This window comes from Methyloprofundus sp., assembly GCF_965251085.1.
Taxonomy (GTDB): domain Bacteria; phylum Pseudomonadota; class Gammaproteobacteria; order Methylococcales; family Methylomonadaceae; genus Methyloprofundus.
The window spans coordinates 40,836-59,062 of record NZ_OZ252594.1 but is presented as its reverse complement, the minus strand read 5'-3'; the positions used below and the strand labels follow the sequence as shown (position 1 = coordinate 59,062).

At 42.2% G+C, this 18,227-nt stretch carries 15 protein-coding genes; 12 read left to right on the top strand and 3 right to left on the bottom strand.

Translation table 11 applies throughout. The annotated features are described in order from the left end of the window. Window position 1 precedes the first annotated feature (1 nt). From ssb to ACQY3F_RS00265, 3 genes are all read right to left on the bottom strand, one after another. On the bottom strand, window positions 2-487 hold the full coding sequence (ssb, locus tag ACQY3F_RS00275) for a single-stranded DNA-binding protein (protein ID WP_428352944.1): 486 nt from the start codon (window positions 485-487) through the stop codon (window positions 2-4). Between the two features lie 273 nt (window positions 488-760). Next, on the bottom strand, window positions 761-1,720 hold the full coding sequence (locus ACQY3F_RS00270) for a beta-propeller fold lactonase family protein (protein WP_428352943.1): 960 nt from the start codon (window positions 1,718-1,720) through the stop codon (window positions 761-763). 151 nt (window positions 1,721-1,871) lie between these two features. Further along, window positions 1,872-2,471 (bottom strand): SRPBCC family protein, encoded by a 600-nt coding sequence (locus tag ACQY3F_RS00265; RefSeq protein WP_428352942.1) that lies wholly within the window; start codon window positions 2,469-2,471, stop codon window positions 1,872-1,874. A gap of 261 nt (window positions 2,472-2,732) precedes the next feature. Between ACQY3F_RS00265 and ACQY3F_RS00260 the strand changes: the two genes are divergently transcribed. From ACQY3F_RS00260 to ACQY3F_RS00205, 12 genes are all read left to right on the top strand, one after another. Next, window positions 2,733-3,914: a transglycosylase SLT domain-containing protein gene (locus ACQY3F_RS00260; protein WP_428352941.1), complete on the top strand. Its 1,182-nt coding sequence runs from the start codon at window positions 2,733-2,735 to the stop codon at window positions 3,912-3,914. A gap of 200 nt (window positions 3,915-4,114) precedes the next feature. Beyond that, on the top strand, window positions 4,115-5,392 hold the full coding sequence (locus ACQY3F_RS00255; RefSeq protein ID WP_428352940.1) for a hypothetical protein: 1,278 nt from the start codon (window positions 4,115-4,117) through the stop codon (window positions 5,390-5,392). A 112-nt stretch (window positions 5,393-5,504) separates the two neighbouring features. Beyond that, on the top strand, window positions 5,505-5,804 hold the full coding sequence (locus tag ACQY3F_RS00250) for a LysM peptidoglycan-binding domain-containing protein (protein WP_428352939.1): 300 nt from the start codon (window positions 5,505-5,507) through the stop codon (window positions 5,802-5,804). Between the two features lie 327 nt (window positions 5,805-6,131). Then, window positions 6,132-7,529 carry an efflux transporter outer membrane subunit gene (locus ACQY3F_RS00245; protein WP_428352938.1) on the top strand — a complete coding sequence of 466 codons (1,398 nt, stop codon included), beginning with the start codon at window positions 6,132-6,134 and terminating at the stop codon, window positions 7,527-7,529. A 16-nt stretch (window positions 7,530-7,545) separates the two neighbouring features. Beyond that, complete coding sequence (locus ACQY3F_RS00240) at window positions 7,546-8,724, top strand: efflux RND transporter periplasmic adaptor subunit (RefSeq protein ID WP_428352937.1); 1,179 nt, start codon at window positions 7,546-7,548, stop codon at window positions 8,722-8,724. Window positions 8,725-8,966: 242 nt separating this feature from the next. Further along, entirely contained in the window at window positions 8,967-12,068 is a 3,102-nt protein-coding gene (locus ACQY3F_RS00235) for an efflux RND transporter permease subunit (RefSeq protein WP_428352936.1), read from the top strand. Window positions 12,069-12,181: 113 nt separating this feature from the next. Then, the gene (gene trxB / locus ACQY3F_RS00230; protein WP_428352910.1) at window positions 12,182-13,141 is read left to right on the top strand and encodes a thioredoxin-disulfide reductase; all 960 of its coding nucleotides are present in this window, start codon (window positions 12,182-12,184) and stop codon (window positions 13,139-13,141) included. 678 nt (window positions 13,142-13,819) lie between these two features. Continuing rightward, window positions 13,820-14,683 carry a 5-bromo-4-chloroindolyl phosphate hydrolysis family protein gene (locus ACQY3F_RS00225; protein ID WP_428352911.1) on the top strand — a complete coding sequence of 288 codons (864 nt, stop codon included), beginning with the start codon at window positions 13,820-13,822 and terminating at the stop codon, window positions 14,681-14,683. Window positions 14,684-14,897: 214 nt separating this feature from the next. Further along, on the top strand, window positions 14,898-16,070 hold the full coding sequence (locus ACQY3F_RS00220) for a toxic anion resistance protein (protein WP_428352912.1): 1,173 nt from the start codon (window positions 14,898-14,900) through the stop codon (window positions 16,068-16,070). 21 nt (window positions 16,071-16,091) lie between these two features. Beyond that, window positions 16,092-17,198: an SPFH domain-containing protein gene (locus ACQY3F_RS00215; RefSeq protein ID WP_428352913.1), complete on the top strand. Its 1,107-nt coding sequence runs from the start codon at window positions 16,092-16,094 to the stop codon at window positions 17,196-17,198. 211 nt (window positions 17,199-17,409) lie between these two features. After that, window positions 17,410-17,607 carry a hypothetical protein gene (locus ACQY3F_RS00210; RefSeq protein WP_428352914.1) on the top strand — a complete coding sequence of 66 codons (198 nt, stop codon included), beginning with the start codon at window positions 17,410-17,412 and terminating at the stop codon, window positions 17,605-17,607. Then, window positions 17,600-18,013 (top strand): putative toxin-antitoxin system toxin component, PIN family, encoded by a 414-nt coding sequence (locus tag ACQY3F_RS00205; protein ID WP_428352915.1) that lies wholly within the window; start codon window positions 17,600-17,602, stop codon window positions 18,011-18,013. The genes ACQY3F_RS00210 and ACQY3F_RS00205 overlap by 8 nt, the downstream gene beginning before the upstream one ends. The last annotated feature ends 214 nt before the right edge of the window (window positions 18,014-18,227 follow it).

Below are 18,227 nucleotides of genomic sequence, written 5' to 3'. Positions count from 1 at the left end.
CCTAGAACGGAATATCATCATCAAAATCTTCATAGGCCGCTGGCGGTGGTGAATTGGGCGCGGGTTGCGACTGAGCAGGCGCTGAATTACTCTGTGGATTCGGATTCGCTGCTGGTGCACTTGCTGTGGATGCATTAGCTAAAGGCGCGGTACCACCTGTACGACTACCCAGCATATTCATTTCTGTTGCAACAATCTCTGTTGTATATCTGTCCTGACCACTTTGGTCTTGCCATTTGCGTGTTTGCAAGCGCCCTTCTACATAGACTTGACTGCCTTTTCTTAAATATTCTCCAACAATTTCTGCTAAGCGATTAAAGAAAACAACACGGTGCCATTCAGTTTTTTCTTTACGCTCACCCGACTGCTTATCTTTCCAGCGAAAAGTTGTTGCTATCGTAATATTAGCGACTGCCCCTCCAGCAGGCATATAACGCACCTCTGGATCAGCTCCTAAATTTCCTATTAAAGTTACTTTGTTGAGCATAGCTTATTCCACCTAGTTGAATTGATGAATCGTTGTAACTACTTAGCCCGTAAAAATAGACAAATAAATTATCTATTTATCAATTATTTGGGGCGCAGGCTTTATAGCCTGCATTTTTCTTGTTATCCATGCAGGCTAAAGCCAGCGCCCCATTAAATAAATACGCTGAGTAATTACGAATAGTTTACCATTAAATAAATGGCGTTCTGATTTAAAGTATTTAGCATCGCTGGAATATCGGCGTGCTAAAGCCGCGCCCTACATTTGAGATTATTACTGACTAATAAAATCACCAAATGCGCGACTACCATCGCCTGTTTCTATGGTATCGACAATGCTTAATATTTGTGCATCGATCACTGAGACAGTACCATCAAACCAGTTTGCTACATAAACATGACGGTCATCGGTATGCGTGCTAATTCCTTCAGGCTTCCCGCCTACTTCAATTTGTCTGATTTCTTTTTGCGTCTCGGTATCAATAACCGAAACAGTATCGTCATCCTGATTGGTAACAAATAATAATTTTTCATTGAGGGCTAATGCTAATGCATAAGGTCGCCCCCCTACTTTAATACGTGTCACTCGTTTTAAATTTTTTGTACGCAAAACTGACACATCATTACTTTCTACATTTGCGCTATAAAGGGTCTCACCTTTTTTATCCAGACTGATACCAAAGGGATGTGCTCCAACCTTAGTGGTATTTCTAATTTTTAAGGTCTTTAAATCAATTTGTGATACAGTGTCATCCATACGATTAGCGACGTACAGCCATCGATTATCTGGGCTGATAACTACGCCAGAAGGTGACTGTCCGACGGTGAGTTTTTTTACTAATTTTAGTTGCGCGCTATCAAATATCGATACGCTGTTCTCATACCAATCGGCAACAACAATGCGCTGTCCATCAGAACTGACGGCGATACCTACTGAAGCGCCACCCACTTTTACGTGCGCTGTCTGTTGTAGGCTATGGGTATCAATTACCACAAAGCCATTTCCTTCTGGCGTACTAATATAAACCTGGGGCAATTGATGATTAACAGCCACACCCACAGGCTTACCCTTAACAGGGATAGATTTAATCACTTGATTAGTTTTTAAATCAATAACGGCTACGTTGTTATCTAACTGGTTGGTGATAAAGGCGTAGGACTGCGCTAAAAGACTAGTGCTATTAACGAGCAATAAGATAAGAGAAAAAAGCTGGGCAATATATTTGAATGGCATTCGTGCGTTGACCACGGGTAATAAAAGGGAATAGGTTGTAGTGCAGCACCGTGTTTGTTTGATAAACAGATATATTTTTAATAATTCTAATTTAAAAAATATACCTGACTTAGCATCTTTCTAACACGGTGCTGTACCCGGCGGAAAAGAATTATCTTCTCATTGTAAATGTAATAGCTGTCGGCAAGGTATTTGGCTCAAATTTATGCAATAAACTTGTCAAACCAGCTTCTAACACTTCAGTAACTTTTTTATCCGCTGCATCCTCATTCAACTCAACAGGTGGATTATTATTCATATAACCACGGTAATAAGTAGCAACCCATTTTACTACTGAGCTATTACCTTTCTTCGTCACAGAAATAACAGCCTGGTAATTATCTACAGGAATAATCGGAACATCTTCATCTTTACCAGAGTGCTGAATAGTTTTAACGATACCAATTTTTATCATTTTATATTTGTATGACATTTTTTTCTCATCATACTTTTTCATTTCTTCCGTAACCTGATACCCATCTACGAAAGTTAAAACACGTGTCGCCCCTTTTTCATTGCCCCCTGTTGCATCAGTACTTTTAATGCCGGGGTGCCATGACATATCATCAAAATTTTTGATTACGTCCCAAACTTCAGCAGCAGGCGCGTCAATTTCGACTGTTGCAGTCATTTTTCCTCTAACAGGGCCATGAGCATAAGAAATTGCGCTAAATAAAAACAAAAATAATGCGAGTAAAGAAATTTTTTTCATATCCAATCCTAATAGTGAGACGTAAAAACAAGTCGTCTATTATAAGGTAATTTATACAATGCTAAAATCAAAAAAACAGCGCATTCTGTTTAGAGATATAAAGTAAGGTCTAAAAGCATGCCTTTAAGTCCTTAAATACTTAATTTTGAAAATGTTTCAATAGTATGAAAATCCCATGGAATACAGTACAATGCAAAAAAAACATAAATTAAATTCTAGCGCTCATTTGATATGCAAAAAATTAATAGACGTTGTTCCCTTTTGCTACTTATAGCACTACTTTCTCTCCAGGGCTGTAGTCTTAAAAATTCAAAGCAAGCAGAAAACCTTGAGCAAAATGAATCTATTAGTGAGCTGGCACGAAAATCCGGACTGGACTTACCCGAATCAACAATAAGAGCGAAAAAGAACTTTGCTCAAACAAATGACAGCTGGCAATATTTAATATCCCTGTTTGCCATACCGCCAGTAGATGATGCCCTGATTGAAAAGCAATTAAAATGGTACCTGGCTCACCCTGAATACATTGCCACCATCCAAACACGGGCAGAACCCTACCTATACCATATAATCAAACAAGTAGAAGCAAAAGGTCTGCCCGGTGAGCTAGCGCTGCTACCTGCCGTTGAAAGTGGCTTTAAAGCACATGCATACTCACGCGCCAAGGCTGCTGGCTTATGGCAATTTATTCCCTCTACGGGCAGGCTATATGGCCTGGATCAAAACTGGTGGTACGATGGCCGACGCGATGTTTATGCCTCTACAGATGCGGCAACCAGTTATCTAAAAAAATTAGGCGGCATATTTGATAATGACTGGCTACTTGCGCTTGCTTCCTATAACGCAGGCATGGGAACCGTGGGTAGATCGATAAAACGAAATGCAGCGAACAACAAGGCAACCGACTTCTGGTCTTTAAAGCTACCCAGAGAAACCAGAAACTATGTTCCACGCCTACTCGCACTGGCAAAAATCTTTGCGAATGCAGAACATTATGGAATCAGCTTAAAATCACAACCGCACAAACCAGCCTTTGCAGCTATTAATATAGGCTCGCAACTCGAACTTGCAAAAGCGGCGCAACTATCTAACACTACTGTTAAGCAGTTATTGCATTTAAACCCCGGACTAAGCCGTGGCTATACTCCCCCACAAGGCCCGCATCGTTTATTGATTCCGATAGACAGTGCCGAGCTGTTTAAAAAAAATCTAGCTGCACTTCCGGTAGACCAGCGCGTGCAATGGAAACGCCATAAAATTAAAGCCGGCGAAAACCTGGGCATGATTGCTCGACGTTATAAAACCCAGATTGTAGCAATACGTGAAGTTAATCATTTGGCTAATAACAATATTCGCGCAGGTAAGCACCTGCTAATCCCCGTTGCAACAAATCAAACACCTGAGAAACCGTTTACTCAAGCCAGTCATGAGTGTTCCCCTTAAGGCATAAGATAGCAAGGAATCATCCCACAAACCAGCGCTCTAAAGCTCACCAAGAAGCTTTTCTTCGTATTTTACAAAATAGGCTGCTAGTGATAGAAGATGTGGTGGTTTAAAAACATGAAAAATAAATAAAAAAAGACTTGCAATTGTAAATAAAATTTTCGAGATTTTACATTTTTTACCCTAAAATGGAAATCCGCATGATCAATAACCTCTCCTTGAATGATTTGCTCCTGACTCATTGCAATGAAAGTATGGAAAAAGCACTCGCAGCAGAACGCCACCCTGTCTGGCAAAGGTCATGCCCTGAAATGAATGATATCGACTTCATTCGTCTCGGGCTAATGCGCTGTATCAGCGCAGTTGATAGTGGTCGGCACTTTATACAAACAACCGAAGAGCTTCACGGCGAACTCCTGCCCCACTCAACCTACTTTAAAGCATTGAAGTCTTCAAGACGCACGAGCATGCTTGAAGCCATCGAACGCCAAAGCTATAAAACTCACTGTAAGTATTTGGCCAGCTCAGGAATTGATTACCTTAAATCATTTCCTGAACTTGATGAATATACGGTAGAAGCCGCAGACGGACATTTTATTGATCATGCCTGCCATACGCCCAAAGGAAATAACGGAAAAGTCTACGCAGCCGGGTTTATTTATGCCATGAACCTCAGAAATGGATTGCTTAGACCCGTTTGCTGTATCACTAATGGGACAAAACGACATCATGAACTCCCTATTTTACGCAATCATATTGAGCACGAAAATAGTCAGTGTCGCCCGCTAGAAAAGACCCTTTATGTGTATGATAAGGCGGTCACAGACTTTCCTTGGTGGGCAAAGCAGAAAGCCCACCAAAATCACATGATATCCGTTCTAAAAGAAAATTCAGTGGCCACATGGATTGAATCCATTGCCTTTGATGTCAATAACCCAACCAACACGGGCATTGAAGATTACAGCATTTATGAAAACCAAGGGGTGAAGTTTAATGTCGTCCATTACCGTGACCCCGAAACACAAAAACTGCACCGCTTTGTATCGACGTTACCGATATCAATAAACCCAGGGACTATTGCCATCCTATACTACAAACGCTGGACTATTGAAAAGGCCTACAATAACAGCAAAAGTGACCTGAAAGAGAAAAAGGCATGGTCTTGTTCGGTTAAGTCACTCAATAATCAAATGCGTCTCACCACTATGACTTATAATTTGATGCGCGTTTGTGAAGAAATTTCAAAAATACAAGATCCGAAGTTGGTTCATCCTTCGGATAAGAAATATACCAAATCACTTGAAAAAAGACAGGAAAAAGCCAAGAAAAATGGCGGCTTTGTTAACCCATTATTATTTCTGAAAAGAATCGCGCGTATCAGCTCATCTACCATTCGAGCCGTTCAAAGTGCGATAGTGACTGGAAAACCTCTGGTTGATCTTATGCAGGCTCTCGTGGCTCGATTAGTTCCTGGGTAGGTGAGAATATGGATACACTGATGAAGCCAGTATAAAAACAACCCGATACGATAAACCTATCTATAAGGTAAAAGCGGGTGATAGCTTATGGGGTATTGCACGGAAACTCGGATTGCATAGTAAAGATATTGCGCGCTGGAACCAAATTGAACTCAGTCATACCTTGGCCTTAGGACAAAGCATAATTGTCAAACAGCCTGTTAAGACTACTCAGCAACTCACTCAAAAATCCACAGCGAATCAGGCCGTTAAATACACGGTACGCAGCGGTGATTCTTTGTATGCTATCTCGGAAAAATTTAATGTCAGCGTGGCAGATTTACGTAAATGGAATACTCATAAACTAGGAAAATTTTTAAAGCCAGGACAAACCCTGACTGTTAAGTTCGATGCTGACTTACCTTCGACCTAACACAAACAGTTAACTTACGTACACCTGCGTAGCGCGCCAGCGTATATACTATTGGACATTAACGATCAATAAAGTCTAAATACTGCAACAGTCGTATTATTTTACATCTATACTGATTCAGCCTAGAAAAATCAGTTGGGCGCGGAATTATAGTGCAAGACATTGAATTAATATAATACTTTCAAAAAATCTTAGATTCACCCGTAGGTTAATCGGGTATTTTTTGGAAGTGCTGTGGAATCAAGAGCTTGTGCTAGAAGCCGTGAGCAACTGATTTTTCTAGGTTCAGTTTCCTTTATCCCTAAAATCAGCATAGCGACCCTATCAATGAATTGTAAATACTTACTCCCTTGTACTGTATTCATTCTTATTCAAGCCTGTGCGGTACCGATTGAGAAGGTTGCAACCCCCATCGCAGTGCCCGAAACCTTTTCCCAGGCCAAAGACACCACTTTCTTACAAGAGCAATGGTGGCTGGCGTTTAACGACTCACACCTCAACCAGCTAATTGAACAGGCGCTAAATAACAATTTTAGCTTAATATCCACTTTTAACCGTCTGCAACAAGCCGAAGCTATCGCCATCAAACAAAGTGCTGATCTTATTCCCAGCATAGGTGCAGCTTTCGGGGGCGCTCAATCCTATTCTAACCTGAGTGATAGCAGCCACTTTGCATTAGGCCTGAATGCCAGTTATGAAGTCGATTTATGGGGTCGCCTACGTGCCCAGAAACATGCCGCCGAACTGGATGTCCGTGTTGCCGAAGAAAATTTAAACACGGCAGCTATTACGCTATCATCCGAAGTGGCACTAGCCTGGTATCGATTAATTGCACAACGTAGTCAATTACAGCTACTTAAACAACAAATTAAAACCAATCAGGACAATGTTGAAATAACAGCCGCTCGCTTTGCTGGTGGCCAGGCAAGTGCCGCTGATTTATTTCAGCAGCAACAAACTCTGCAAGCAACCATTGGTGACCAGAATAATGTCCTGATAAGCATTAAAGTGCTGGAACATCAATTAGCCATACTCACCGGAAACACGCCCGGCATGCTTATAATTGCAGACAACCAGCAACTCCCTGAATTACCACCGCAACCCCAGGCGGGTCTGGGTAGCGAACTTATTCAACGCCGTCCCGATCTACGCCTCGCCTATTTTCGTATCCAAGCGGCAGACCAGCGTACCGCTTCTGCCATTGCGGACCGCTTCCCTAAATTAAGCCTTTCTGCAAATATCGATACAACAGCACCTAATTTACAATCCTTATTTAATAACTGGATCGCAACTTTAGCAGGTAACCTGATTTTACCTATCGTAGATGGTGGCCGTCGTGTCGCTGAAGTAGAAAGAAACAAGGCAGTGGCAGCGGAGTCGCTAAATAATTATGCGACCACCATTCAGCAAGCTATTAAAGAAGTAGAGGATGCGCTAGTTCAGGAATATCAGCAACATCAGCTGATTAGTAGCCTGAACCTACAATACAGTTTATCTCAAAAAGCGACCCAACAGATCCGCTTACGCTATATGTACGGAGCTATCGATTTTTTACGTGTACTAACGACACAGATTAATCAACAAACGCTGGAGCGTAGTCGTATTTCTGCCCAGCGCCAACTGATAGAATATCGTATTCAGTTATACCGGTCGCTGGCCGGAAGCTGGCAATTACCTGATTATCAGGATAGTGCAGACAATAATAAGGAACAACAAGATGGTTAAACGCCTGCTAACATGGATGCCGGCTATATTAATTCTTAGCCTGTCACTGGGTTTATCTTATTACTGGCTAAGTAACAAACCCAAGGCAAAACGCAGTAATGCGCAAGCCGTTGCGCCTCTCGTAGAAACCCTACAGCTTAGCCCCATTGATTACCCAACCACTGTCTCTGCCATGGGCACGGTTATTCCTTCACAAAAGGTGAATTTAACCTCACGCATTAATGGCATGATCATCTCTGTCAGCCCGAATTTTATACCCGGCGCTTTTCTTAATAAAGGTGAACAAATTGTACAGCTGGATCCAACCGATTATGCATTAGCTATTAAGCAAAAAGAAAACGCATTGGCCAAGGCTCAATTTGATTTGACTCTGGAGCTCGGGCGACAGGCGATTGCCAAACGCGAATATAAATTATTAAACGCAAATTTAGATCAACAAAGTCAAGACTTGGTACTACGTAAACCTCACCTCGCTCTAGCTAAAACCGCTATCACCGCAGCAGAAGCAAGCTTGAAACAGGCACGTCTGGATTTGCAACGCACTAAAACCAGCAGCCCTTTTAATGCCATTGTACTGGAAACCAATGCACATATTGGCTCCTGGGTATCTACTTTTTCTACCGGTACGCCTCTGATAAAACTGGCTGGAACGGATAGTTTCTGGGTTTTAGCGACCCTGCCGGTGGATAAAATAAATAAAATCGATATCCCCAATATCAATAGCAAAACAGGTGCAGAGGTAAAAATATACTACCCTAGCGCTTGGGGGGAGCAAGCTTATCGCAGCGGCATTATAAAGCGCTTGAAAGTAGAACTGGAAGCTTCGGGCCGCATGGCTGAATTGATTATTGAAACCCTGGACCCACTTTCCCTGCATACAGAAAACAACGGCCTGCCTACACTGATTTTAGGTGCTTTTGTACATCTAAAAATAGCCGGACGCACTCTGCATAATGTATTACCCATTCCCGAAGCTGTGATACATAGTGGCCAGAAAATCTGGCTGGTGACCGAACAAAATACACTAGCCATTAAGAAAATAACACCTGTCTGGCAGGAAAAAGGACTGGTTTTTATTGCTGCAGAACAACTTCCGGCGCAGAGCAAAATAATTTCCAGTAGTCTCAATGCACCGGTGCTGGGTATGACCGTGCGTGTTCCAGCCATAAACCTAAAAACCGCAATTGAACACTAAAAAACACTCTAAGCATTTGAATATAAAACATAATGACCATAACAACTTATCACCTGCAGGGTGAACAGACTCCGCTTCACGGTTTTGTGAATAAATCTGAGCGCGAAATAGTACGTTACAGCTATTGCCAAGGGCTACGGCCATTGCCTGCTAGCGGTGCCTTGTCTTGCGCACTCAGATTTCCCACAAAACCCCTGTACAACTGTGGTTTCTAGGATAAACAAGGAGTCAATTGAGTGGAAATGAATAAACAAGGCCCCATTAGCTGGATGGCATCGCACCCTGTTGCCGCAAACCTGCTTATGCTGGGATTTATCCTCGGCGGCTTGTTGTTTATGCACACCATGAAGCAAGAAGTCTTCCCCGACTTTATTACCGATAATGTCAGCATTAACGTAGTCTACACCGGTGCAGATCCGGAAGAAATTGAGCGCAGCATCGTTCTGGTTATAGAAGATGCTGTTTCCGGCATAGAAGGTGTTGATGAAATCAGCTCCTCAGCAAAAGAAGGGCTAGGCTCTGTCACTATTGAGGCCTTAAGTGATGCGGATATATATTTACTAGCTCAGGATATTCAGAAAGAAGTAGATCGCATAACCACCTTTCCTGAAGAAGCAGAAGAACCAACAATCAGGGTCATGGCCAGTAAACGCAAAACGGTATCACTGGTTATTTATGGTCAAACCGAAGAGCAGATTCTGCATGAATTAGCCGAAGATTTTCGTGATCAGTTATTACAATCGGAAAATATTACCCAGATTGAATTAGAAGGCGTACGCCCACTAGAAATCAATATTGAAATTTCTCAGGACAACCTACGTCGCTACAACCTATCCCTTTCTACAATAGCCCAGCGTATTCGTAGCGCCAGTCTGGACCTTCCCGGCGGTAGTGTTAAAACCGCTTCAGGCGAGATTCTAATCCGTATGCGTGAACGTAAAGATACGGGACTGGATTTTGCCCAGATACCCATTATTACAACCCAATCGGGTGCTACTATCATATTAGGCGATATTGCAACAATCACCGATGGCTATGAAGATACCGATTATTCTGCGCGCTATAATGGCTACCCCGCGATCATGTTGCAAGTCTATCGAGTGGGCAATCAAACGCCGATTGCTATAGCCGATGCGGTTAAGCAACAAATTGAAAACAGTAAAACCTCGCTGCCAACGGGGATCTACGCGGATATTCGATATGATGCCTCTGAGGCTTACTCGCAGCGGATGGATTTACTATTACGCAATAGCGCATTAGGCCTGACTATGGTATTTATTACCCTGGCCTTATTTCTGGAAATTCGTCTGGCATTCTGGGTAATGGCGGGGATTCCTATCGCATTTTTAGGGCCTTTTTTATTCCTGCCCGCACTAGGCGTTTCCCTGAATATGATTTCCATGTTTGCCTTTATTATCGCACTGGGAATCGTCGTGGATGATGCGATTATTATTGGTGAAAATGTCTACCACTACCGCCAGGAAGGCTACCCTCCCCTTACTGCTGCCATTAGAGGTGCGCAGGAAATGGCTACCCCGATTACATTCAGTATTCTAACCAACATTGCGACTTTTATGCCGCTGTTTTTTATGCCTGGGGTGATGGGAAAAATATTTTTTATGATCCCCACTGTAGTGATTTTAGTATTCCTGCTGTCATTAGTGGAAAGCTTGTTTATATTACCCAATCATTTAGCCCACCTTAACGACAAGCAACGTACTGGGCTGCAGCTTTGGCTTTATACAAGACAGCAAAAATTTAGTCATACTTTTCGTCACTGGGTTAAATATCGTTACGGGGGCGTACTAGACTTGACCTTAAAGCATCGCTATTTAACGGTGATAGCCGCCCTTGCATTATTAATCGCCACGCTGTCATACGCATCAAGTGGGCGTATGGGTATGTCGATGTTTCCAAAAACTGAATCCGATTTCGCACAAATCAGATTAAGTTTACCTTTTGGTACCCCTGTCGAAAAAACGCAAAAAATTGTCGACCACCTGATCAAATCAGCCCGCTCGAGTATTGTTAATGTAGACAATGGTGAGCAATTAATCCGCGGAATATTTTCAGAAGTCGGTAACGGTGGCAGCCATAAGGCGGTTATTCGCACCTATCTCGCCAAGCCCGAAATTCGCGATAGCATCATGAGCACCGATGAGTTCAGTGAACAATGGCGTTCAAGTTCGGGTGAAATAGCGGGTATTGAAAGCCTTATTTTTGAATCAGACTCGGGCGGTCCCGGCTCTGGTTCTGCCATTACTATTGAATTAACCCATCGTGATATTAGCGTGTTAGAGCAAGCCAGCCTACAACTGGCTACTGCATTACGCGCCTATCCAATGGCCAAGGATATCGCCAACAGCATGAGTCTAGGCAAGCAGCAACTTGACTTTACATTACTTGCAGATGGCGAAAGCCTTGGGTTAACGCCACTGTCTGTGGCCCGGCAAGTGCGTAATGCGTTTTATGGTGCGGAAATTTTACGCCAGCAACGCGGCCGGAATGAAATAAAAGTCATGCTGCGCTTACCCGAAGATGAGCGGGTATCCATGCAAGATATGTATAACTTTCTGGTCTGGACCGACAAAGGTGTCGCAATTCCCTTAAATGAAATTGTTCAGGTAAAGCAAGGTCATGCCTTTACAGAAATCAAGCGACGTAATGGCCGGCGCAATGTACAGATTACCGCCAATGTCACACCCAGAAGCCAGTCAGTAGAAATTGTCAACGATTTAAAGGACCAGGCCCTACCCGCATTAGTCGAACAGTATCCTGGATTACAATTTAGCTTTCAGGGTCGCCAGGCTGATATGGCAGACAGCATCGGCAGTCTAAAATTAAGCTTTATATTTGCCGTGCTCGGCATTTATACCATGCTGGCAATTCCATTTAAAAGCTATATCTTGCCGCTGATAGTCATCGTCAGTATTCCCTTTGGCATTATCGGTGCCATTTTCGGGCATATCATCATGGGCTTTAATCTCAGTATATTAAGTATGCTGGGGATTGTGGCACTATCAGGTATCGTCGTAAATGATTCCCTGGTGCTAATAAGTCAGGCAGTACACCTGGAAAAGGAAACCGATCTTGCACCCAAGGAAATTATTCGAGCTGCAAGCATTCAACGCTTCCGACCTATTATTTTAACCACCTTAACCACCTTTTTTGGCTTAGCGCCGATTATTCTGGAAACTTCACGCCAGGCGCGTATGTTAATTCCTATGGCTGTATCCATAGGTTTTGGAATAGTATTTGCAACCTTGATTACCCTGGTGTTGATTCCTTCTTTGTACTTAGTGATCGATGATTGCAAAAATTTCTGCAAATCAAAATTTTCTTAAACTCGACTCATTCACAAATCACGCTATAAATCAAACAACAGGCTTTACGCTGTGACCAATTCCTAGCATAATGCATAGCAATTTATTGAATATTTTTAACAAGGAAACAACACATGAGTGACTCAAGACACTGCCGCCTATTAATTCTTGGCTCCGGCCCAGCTGGATATACTGCCGCCGTCTATGCCGCAAGAGCCAATCTGAACCCAGTAATGGTCACTGGTCTGCAACAGGGCGGACAATTAACCACCACAACCGATGTAGATAACTGGCCTGGTGATGACCAAGGTGTGCAAGGCCCTGAGTTGATGGAAAGAATGCGCAAACACGCTGAGCGCTTTGATACAGAAATTATTTTTGACCATATCCACACTGCTGAATTAAACCAACGCCCTTTTAAATTAACGGGCGATGCAGGTAGTTATACTTGTGATGCCTTAATTATTGCAACTGGCGCATCCGCTATGTACCTGGGTCTGGATTCAGAAGAAGCCTATGCAGGGAAAGGTGTTTCAGCCTGTGCCACTTGTGATGGATTTTTCTACAGAAACAAGCCTGTTGCAGTGATAGGTGGCGGAAATACCGCAGTTGAAGAAGCGTTATATTTAGCCAATATCGCCTCAAAAGTCACCGTCATCCATCGCCGTGATAAATTCCGTTCAGAGAAAATCCTATCTGACAAACTGATAGAAAAAGCAGCAAATGGCAATATAGAAATCGAATGGAATCACACATTAGAAGAAATTCTAGGCGATGATATGGGCGTAACCGGTATGCGCATCAAAAGCACACTGGACGACACCACTAAAGATGTTGACGTACACGGTGTTTTTATTGCTATCGGCCACCAACCCAATACCGAAATATTCAAAGGCCAATTAGATATGGATGATCATGGCTATATCCGCGTAACCAGCGGCATAGCGGGAAATGCCACGGCCACTAGCATACCGGGTGTATTTGCTGCCGGAGATGTAATGGATTCCGTGTACAAACAAGCGGTCACTTCTGCTGGTGCGGGCTGTATGTCTGCATTAGATGTAGAAAAATATCTGGATGACCTGGAGGGTTAACGTAGCGTCGAATCCTGATTACGGATGTGTTTGGGGTAACCATAATTCGCACGACCACGGTTGCGGTTTTCTGGCGGCCGATTTTTGCCGATAGCTGCGTTGCTGAAACGGTTGCATAACTAGCTATGCGCCTGTTTCAGCGCCCCCGCATCAAGTACGGGGCAGGCTTTGCTCTCGACCAAAATTAACTCGCTATAAAATCCGCAACCGTCACCGCGCAAAGTATGTTTTTCACTACCCCAAGCTAAGAAACGTGCACGAAATAAAATCTACCACAAGTATTGGAAGCGGGATCTTTAGTCCCGCCATTTCAATACGGGACTAAAGAGACTGTTAAAGTATACATCCCCCCTGCCTTCTTTTACTCTACAAGTATGTACTCTCAGCTTATAGAAATTAAGAGTCTATAATTGATCTTTATCGTGCAAAAAATTAAGCTAGCTAAATAATCATTTGACCCATATATCTAAAATATGGCTTAATTCAACATTAATGGATAATGTTTATCAGGAATTTGATTTATGTCTAAACCTTTTCGTTCTATTATTGGTCTAATATTACTTATAACGACGCTTAGTCTTGCCACTTGCCAGTCCTTGTATAAAGTGACTCCTTTTGGCAAGGATACGACTTACACGCAAAAATAGAACTCATCCGCCACTTAATCAATCGGCTGCCATGAATAATACTGAGCAACTAAGAAAACCCAAGCCCTATCAGAAAAAAAACACCAAGGGTTTGCTACATAATAGCCGTGGTTTGTTACTTTATATACTACCGCTCCCGCTAATTCCTGCTGCTATATTGTCCTTTGTTTATGGCGATTTGTTACGCATAATCACCAATGTGAGTGGCTGTATAGCCTATTTACTAGCTGCTAGCCTGTTACGCAGGGGTATGCTGGCGCAAAAAGAGTATCAGGATAAAAAAATCACCAATGCTCCTAAATGGCCACTGAAAACTCTTGCTGCAATAATTGTTGCGCTGACAACAGCAGGAATCGCCTTTATAGGCGCAGGAAATTCCTTTTTCGTTGCTTTAGCTTTTGGCCTAGGCGCATTGGTCGGCATGTCTTTATTATATGGTTTTGATCCTCGCAAGGAAAAAATGATAGCAGGCTTTCATGGTTATACTGCTGAGGAAATCTCTGCTACCATTGATGATGCTGAATCCCAAATTTCCGGTATTGAACGTGCGAATAAAGAAATAAATAACCGCTCGTTTAATAAACGCATACACACCATTTGCCAACACGCCCGCGAAATTTTAAGCATGCTTGAAGAAGATCCGGGCGATATCAGAAGAGCAAGGAAATTTCTCAATACCTATCTTGATGGCGCATTAAAAGTTACTCAAGGTTATGCAGATATGCAAAGCAAACACGCTACGGAACAACTAACAGATAATTTCGAAAATGTGCTGTACACCATTGAGTCTGTTTTTGTAGAACAGAAACAAAAATTACTCGCAGATGATGTGCTGGATCTTGATGTACAAATTGAAGTTTTAACAGCGCAGCTTAAACATGAAGGCGTGATTTAAATACTTCGTGCGTTCACGGATACGGTTGTATAGTGAGCTGATTTTTGTCGATAGCAAAGCCTGCCCCATGCTTGATACGGGGCGCTGAAACTGGCGCATAGCTGGCTACGTAACGGTTTCAATAACGTAGCTATCGGCAAAAACTCAGCCGCTAGAAATCCGCATCCGTGACCGCGCGAAGTATATACCCTCAAACGATAACAGGAAAGTAATTATGAGTGAACAAAAAACAACCATGGAAAATGAAGAGCTTGTTATTCCTGGTAGTGCTGTCTTTAACGAAGTAATACCAGGCGTAGGTAAAGATATTCTGACGTATCAGCAGGCTGACACAAATGATAAAGCGCTTATTGAGAGTAAGGTCGCTGAAATTGATATCAATGATAGCAAATCCATTATTTACTTTGGTAGCAAAGCCCAGGAAGAATTAACCACTATTTCTGACAAGATGCTAGAAGGCGTTAGAAATAAAGATATGGGCTCTGCCGGTGGCGATTTAAATGAGATGGTCTCTACTTTACGCGGCTTTGATGTTGATGCTTTAGACCCCAACAAAAAACCGGGGTTCTTTGCCAGAATTTTAGGTAAAACCAAGCCCGTGGCCAAATTTTTGCAAAAATACGAAGAGGTACGCAAGCAGATAGATACGATTACCGATAAGCTGGACACACATAAAACAACGCTATTAACTGACATTACCCTGCTGGATAGATTGTATGAAGCCAATCTGGAATATTTTCATAATCTTGGCCTTTATATCTCGGCGGGTGACGAAAAATTAAAACAACTTGATGAGCATGTGATCCCGGCAAAAGTACTGGCTGTAGAAAGCTCGAAAGCCATTATCGAAGCTCAGGAACTTCGAGACTTACGTGCTTCTAGAGATGACTTGGAACGCCGTGTACATGACCTACGTTTAACCCGTCAAGTCGCGATGCAGAGCTTGCCGGGCATTCGTCTGGTTCAGGATAATGACAAAGGACTGGTTAATAAAATCAATTCAACCATCGTCAACACCATTCCACTCTGGCGTCAGCAGTTAGCGACAGCCGTTGCTATATATCGTTCATCCGACGCTGCAGGAACCTTACAAGCAGCAACTGACTTGACCAATGACTTACTGGAAGCGAATGCGCAAAACCTTAAGCAGGCGAATGCCGAAACGCGTAAGGAATTAGAACGCGGTGTGTTTGACATTGAGTCGGTAAAAAAAGCGAATAAGACACTGATTGCTACCATCAACGAGAGTTTACAAATAGCCGATGAAGGTAAAAAAATGCGCGCAGATGCAGTAATACAACTACAACAGTGCGAATCAGAATTACGCAATACATTATCTTCCGCTGCCAGTAGAGCAGTTAACACAGACACAAATCAATCCGCTTAAACAACACGACCGGAGAAAACAATGGGACTATTTGATAAGCTGTTTGGCGAATTTGTTGATGTTATTGAATGGCTCGAGAAATCCGGCGATACCATGGTCTATCGCTTTGAGCGTTATGGCAATGAGATAAAATATGGCGCAAAATTAACGGTGCGTGAATCGCAGGTTGCTATTTTAGTTAACGAAGGCAGAGCAGCAGATTTTTTTGAGCCGGGGCTATATGAACTAAAAACCAGCAATATGCCGATTATGACCACGCTGGAAAGCTGGCCGCATGGTTTTGAAAGTCCGTTTAAAGCTGAAGTTTACTTCTTCAACATGCACCGCTTTGTTGATTTGAAGTGGGGTACTAAAAACCCCATTATGTTACGTGACAAGGAATTTGGTGCCGTCAGGCTTCGTGCTTTTGGTAGCTATTGCGTCAGAATTAATGATCCCTTAACCTTTATCAAGGAAATTACCGGGACCAAAGGACATTTCTCCACGGCAGATATTAGCGACCAATTACGTAACCTGATCCTTTCTCGTTTTGCCAGTATTCTTGGCGAATCCAACATTCCGGTGCTCGATCTTGCGGGTAACTACGATGATTTAAGTGAGTATTTAACCACACGTATCTCACCCGAGTTTATGGAATACGGGCTGGAAATCACTAAACTATTAGTGGAAAACATTTCCTTACCCCCAGCCGTGGAAGAAGCACTGGATAAACGAACCAGCATGGGTGTGATAGGCAATTTAAAAGATTACAGTGAGTTTCAGGCAGCTGAAGCCATGAAAGCTGCTGCGGAAAATCCTTCAGGCGGCGCTTCAGAGGGTATTGGTATGGGAATGGGTTTTGCGATGGCGAATAAAATGGGCCAAACCTTTGCAACGCCTCAAGCAGCAACTGCTACGCCTCCCCCTATTCCAGCGCATGCCCAATTTTTTGTTGCCATTAATGGCCAGCAATCCGGCCCTTTCGACCTTGCGACACTGGAAAGTAAAATTACAGCCGCCGCCATTAACAGAAGAACTTTAGTCTGGAATCAAAGCCTGGTGGAATGGACGAAAGCCGGAGAGGTCCCTGAGCTTGCACACTTATTTCGCTTGGCTCCCCCACCGCTTCCTGACAACAAAGGCAATTAATTATTAAGCAGAATTCGGCTTTCTATTGCCTAGTTTTTTCTATTTTTGAAGGGCAGAAAAAAAGAATAATTGTTATACACAAAACCGGAGAAGAACCTTATTTTGGGTTTTAAAACATTTGTAATCTTGCATTTAGGTGTATAACCATGACCAAGTTTCAATTGAAAGAAAAATATGATAAAAAAACGAAAGAGATTAGGTGATAAGCACTATGCAACCAAGTAAATTATCAAATATTCAACAAGAAATTTTGAAATTATATTCCACAGAATTAAGTGAAATAGATATTTACGAATTAAAATCACAATTAGCCCATTACTATGCTCGTAAAGCCATTTTCCAAGCAGATAAAATTTGGGAAGAAAAGGGATATACAGCTAAAGATATGGATAGCTGGTTAAATGAGTAAACGAAAAATTATTTTGGATACTAATGTGTTGCTGGTATCTATATCTTCAAAGTCTCCCTATCATTGTATTTTTGAAAAATTAATTAATGGTACATATGATCTAGGTGTTACAACAGAAATTTTGATGGAATATGAAGAAGTTATTGAGCGTAAATTTAATTCAGAAGTAGCAAAAGATGTCATTAGAACACTGTTAACATTACCTAATGTCGAAAAAATTAACGTATATTACAATTGGAACCTTATTGAAGCCGATAGTGATGATAATAAATTTGTAGATTGTGCTGTGAGTGCAAATGCTACTGGAATTGTCACTCAAGACAAGCATTTTAATGTTTTACGAGATATTGAATACCCTATTGTAAATTTAATTTCTATCGCTGATTTCAAATCAAGTTTGTGCTGAAGCTTTATAGGTTTTAAGCAAAATAAAAAAATCTGATTAGAGCCAATCTATTTAAATTTGAGAATGGAAAGCAAGCTTCAGGCTCAACTACACTCACTACTGTGAAATTGAAAAACAAAGCATCTCGGAAAAATAAACCTGCGACAACTTTACAGTTTTCATAACTTATAAATCAACTATATGGCGATAGAGCCGCCAATAGTTATTTCATGGT

What these genes read in the sequence shown, in the direction of transcription:
- ssb (WP_428352944.1), bottom strand. Translation starts at nt 487, where the DNA reads ATGCTCAACAAAGTAACTTTAATAGGAAATTTAGGAGCTGATCCAGAG.
- ACQY3F_RS00270 (WP_428352943.1), bottom strand. Translation starts at nt 1,720, where the DNA reads ATGCCATTCAAATATATTGCCCAGCTTTTTTCTCTTATCTTATTGCTC.
- ACQY3F_RS00265 (WP_428352942.1), bottom strand. Translation starts at nt 2,471, where the DNA reads ATGAAAAAAATTTCTTTACTCGCATTATTTTTGTTTTTATTTAGCGCA.
- ACQY3F_RS00255 (WP_428352940.1), top strand. Translation starts at nt 4,115, where the DNA reads ATGATCAATAACCTCTCCTTGAATGATTTGCTCCTGACTCATTGCAAT.
- ACQY3F_RS00245 (WP_428352938.1), top strand. Translation starts at nt 6,132, where the DNA reads ATGAATTGTAAATACTTACTCCCTTGTACTGTATTCATTCTTATTCAA.
- ACQY3F_RS00240 (WP_428352937.1), top strand. Translation starts at nt 7,546, where the DNA reads ATGCCGGCTATATTAATTCTTAGCCTGTCACTGGGTTTATCTTATTAC.
- ACQY3F_RS00235 (WP_428352936.1), top strand. Translation starts at nt 8,967, where the DNA reads ATGAATAAACAAGGCCCCATTAGCTGGATGGCATCGCACCCTGTTGCC.
- trxB (WP_428352910.1), top strand. Translation starts at nt 12,182, where the DNA reads ATGAGTGACTCAAGACACTGCCGCCTATTAATTCTTGGCTCCGGCCCA.
- ACQY3F_RS00225 (WP_428352911.1), top strand. Translation starts at nt 13,820, where the DNA reads ATGAATAATACTGAGCAACTAAGAAAACCCAAGCCCTATCAGAAAAAA.
- ACQY3F_RS00220 (WP_428352912.1), top strand. Translation starts at nt 14,898, where the DNA reads ATGAGTGAACAAAAAACAACCATGGAAAATGAAGAGCTTGTTATTCCT.
- ACQY3F_RS00215 (WP_428352913.1), top strand. Translation starts at nt 16,092, where the DNA reads ATGGGACTATTTGATAAGCTGTTTGGCGAATTTGTTGATGTTATTGAA.
- ACQY3F_RS00210 (WP_428352914.1), top strand. Translation starts at nt 17,410, where the DNA reads ATGCAACCAAGTAAATTATCAAATATTCAACAAGAAATTTTGAAATTA.
- ACQY3F_RS00205 (WP_428352915.1), top strand. Translation starts at nt 17,600, where the DNA reads ATGAGTAAACGAAAAATTATTTTGGATACTAATGTGTTGCTGGTATCT.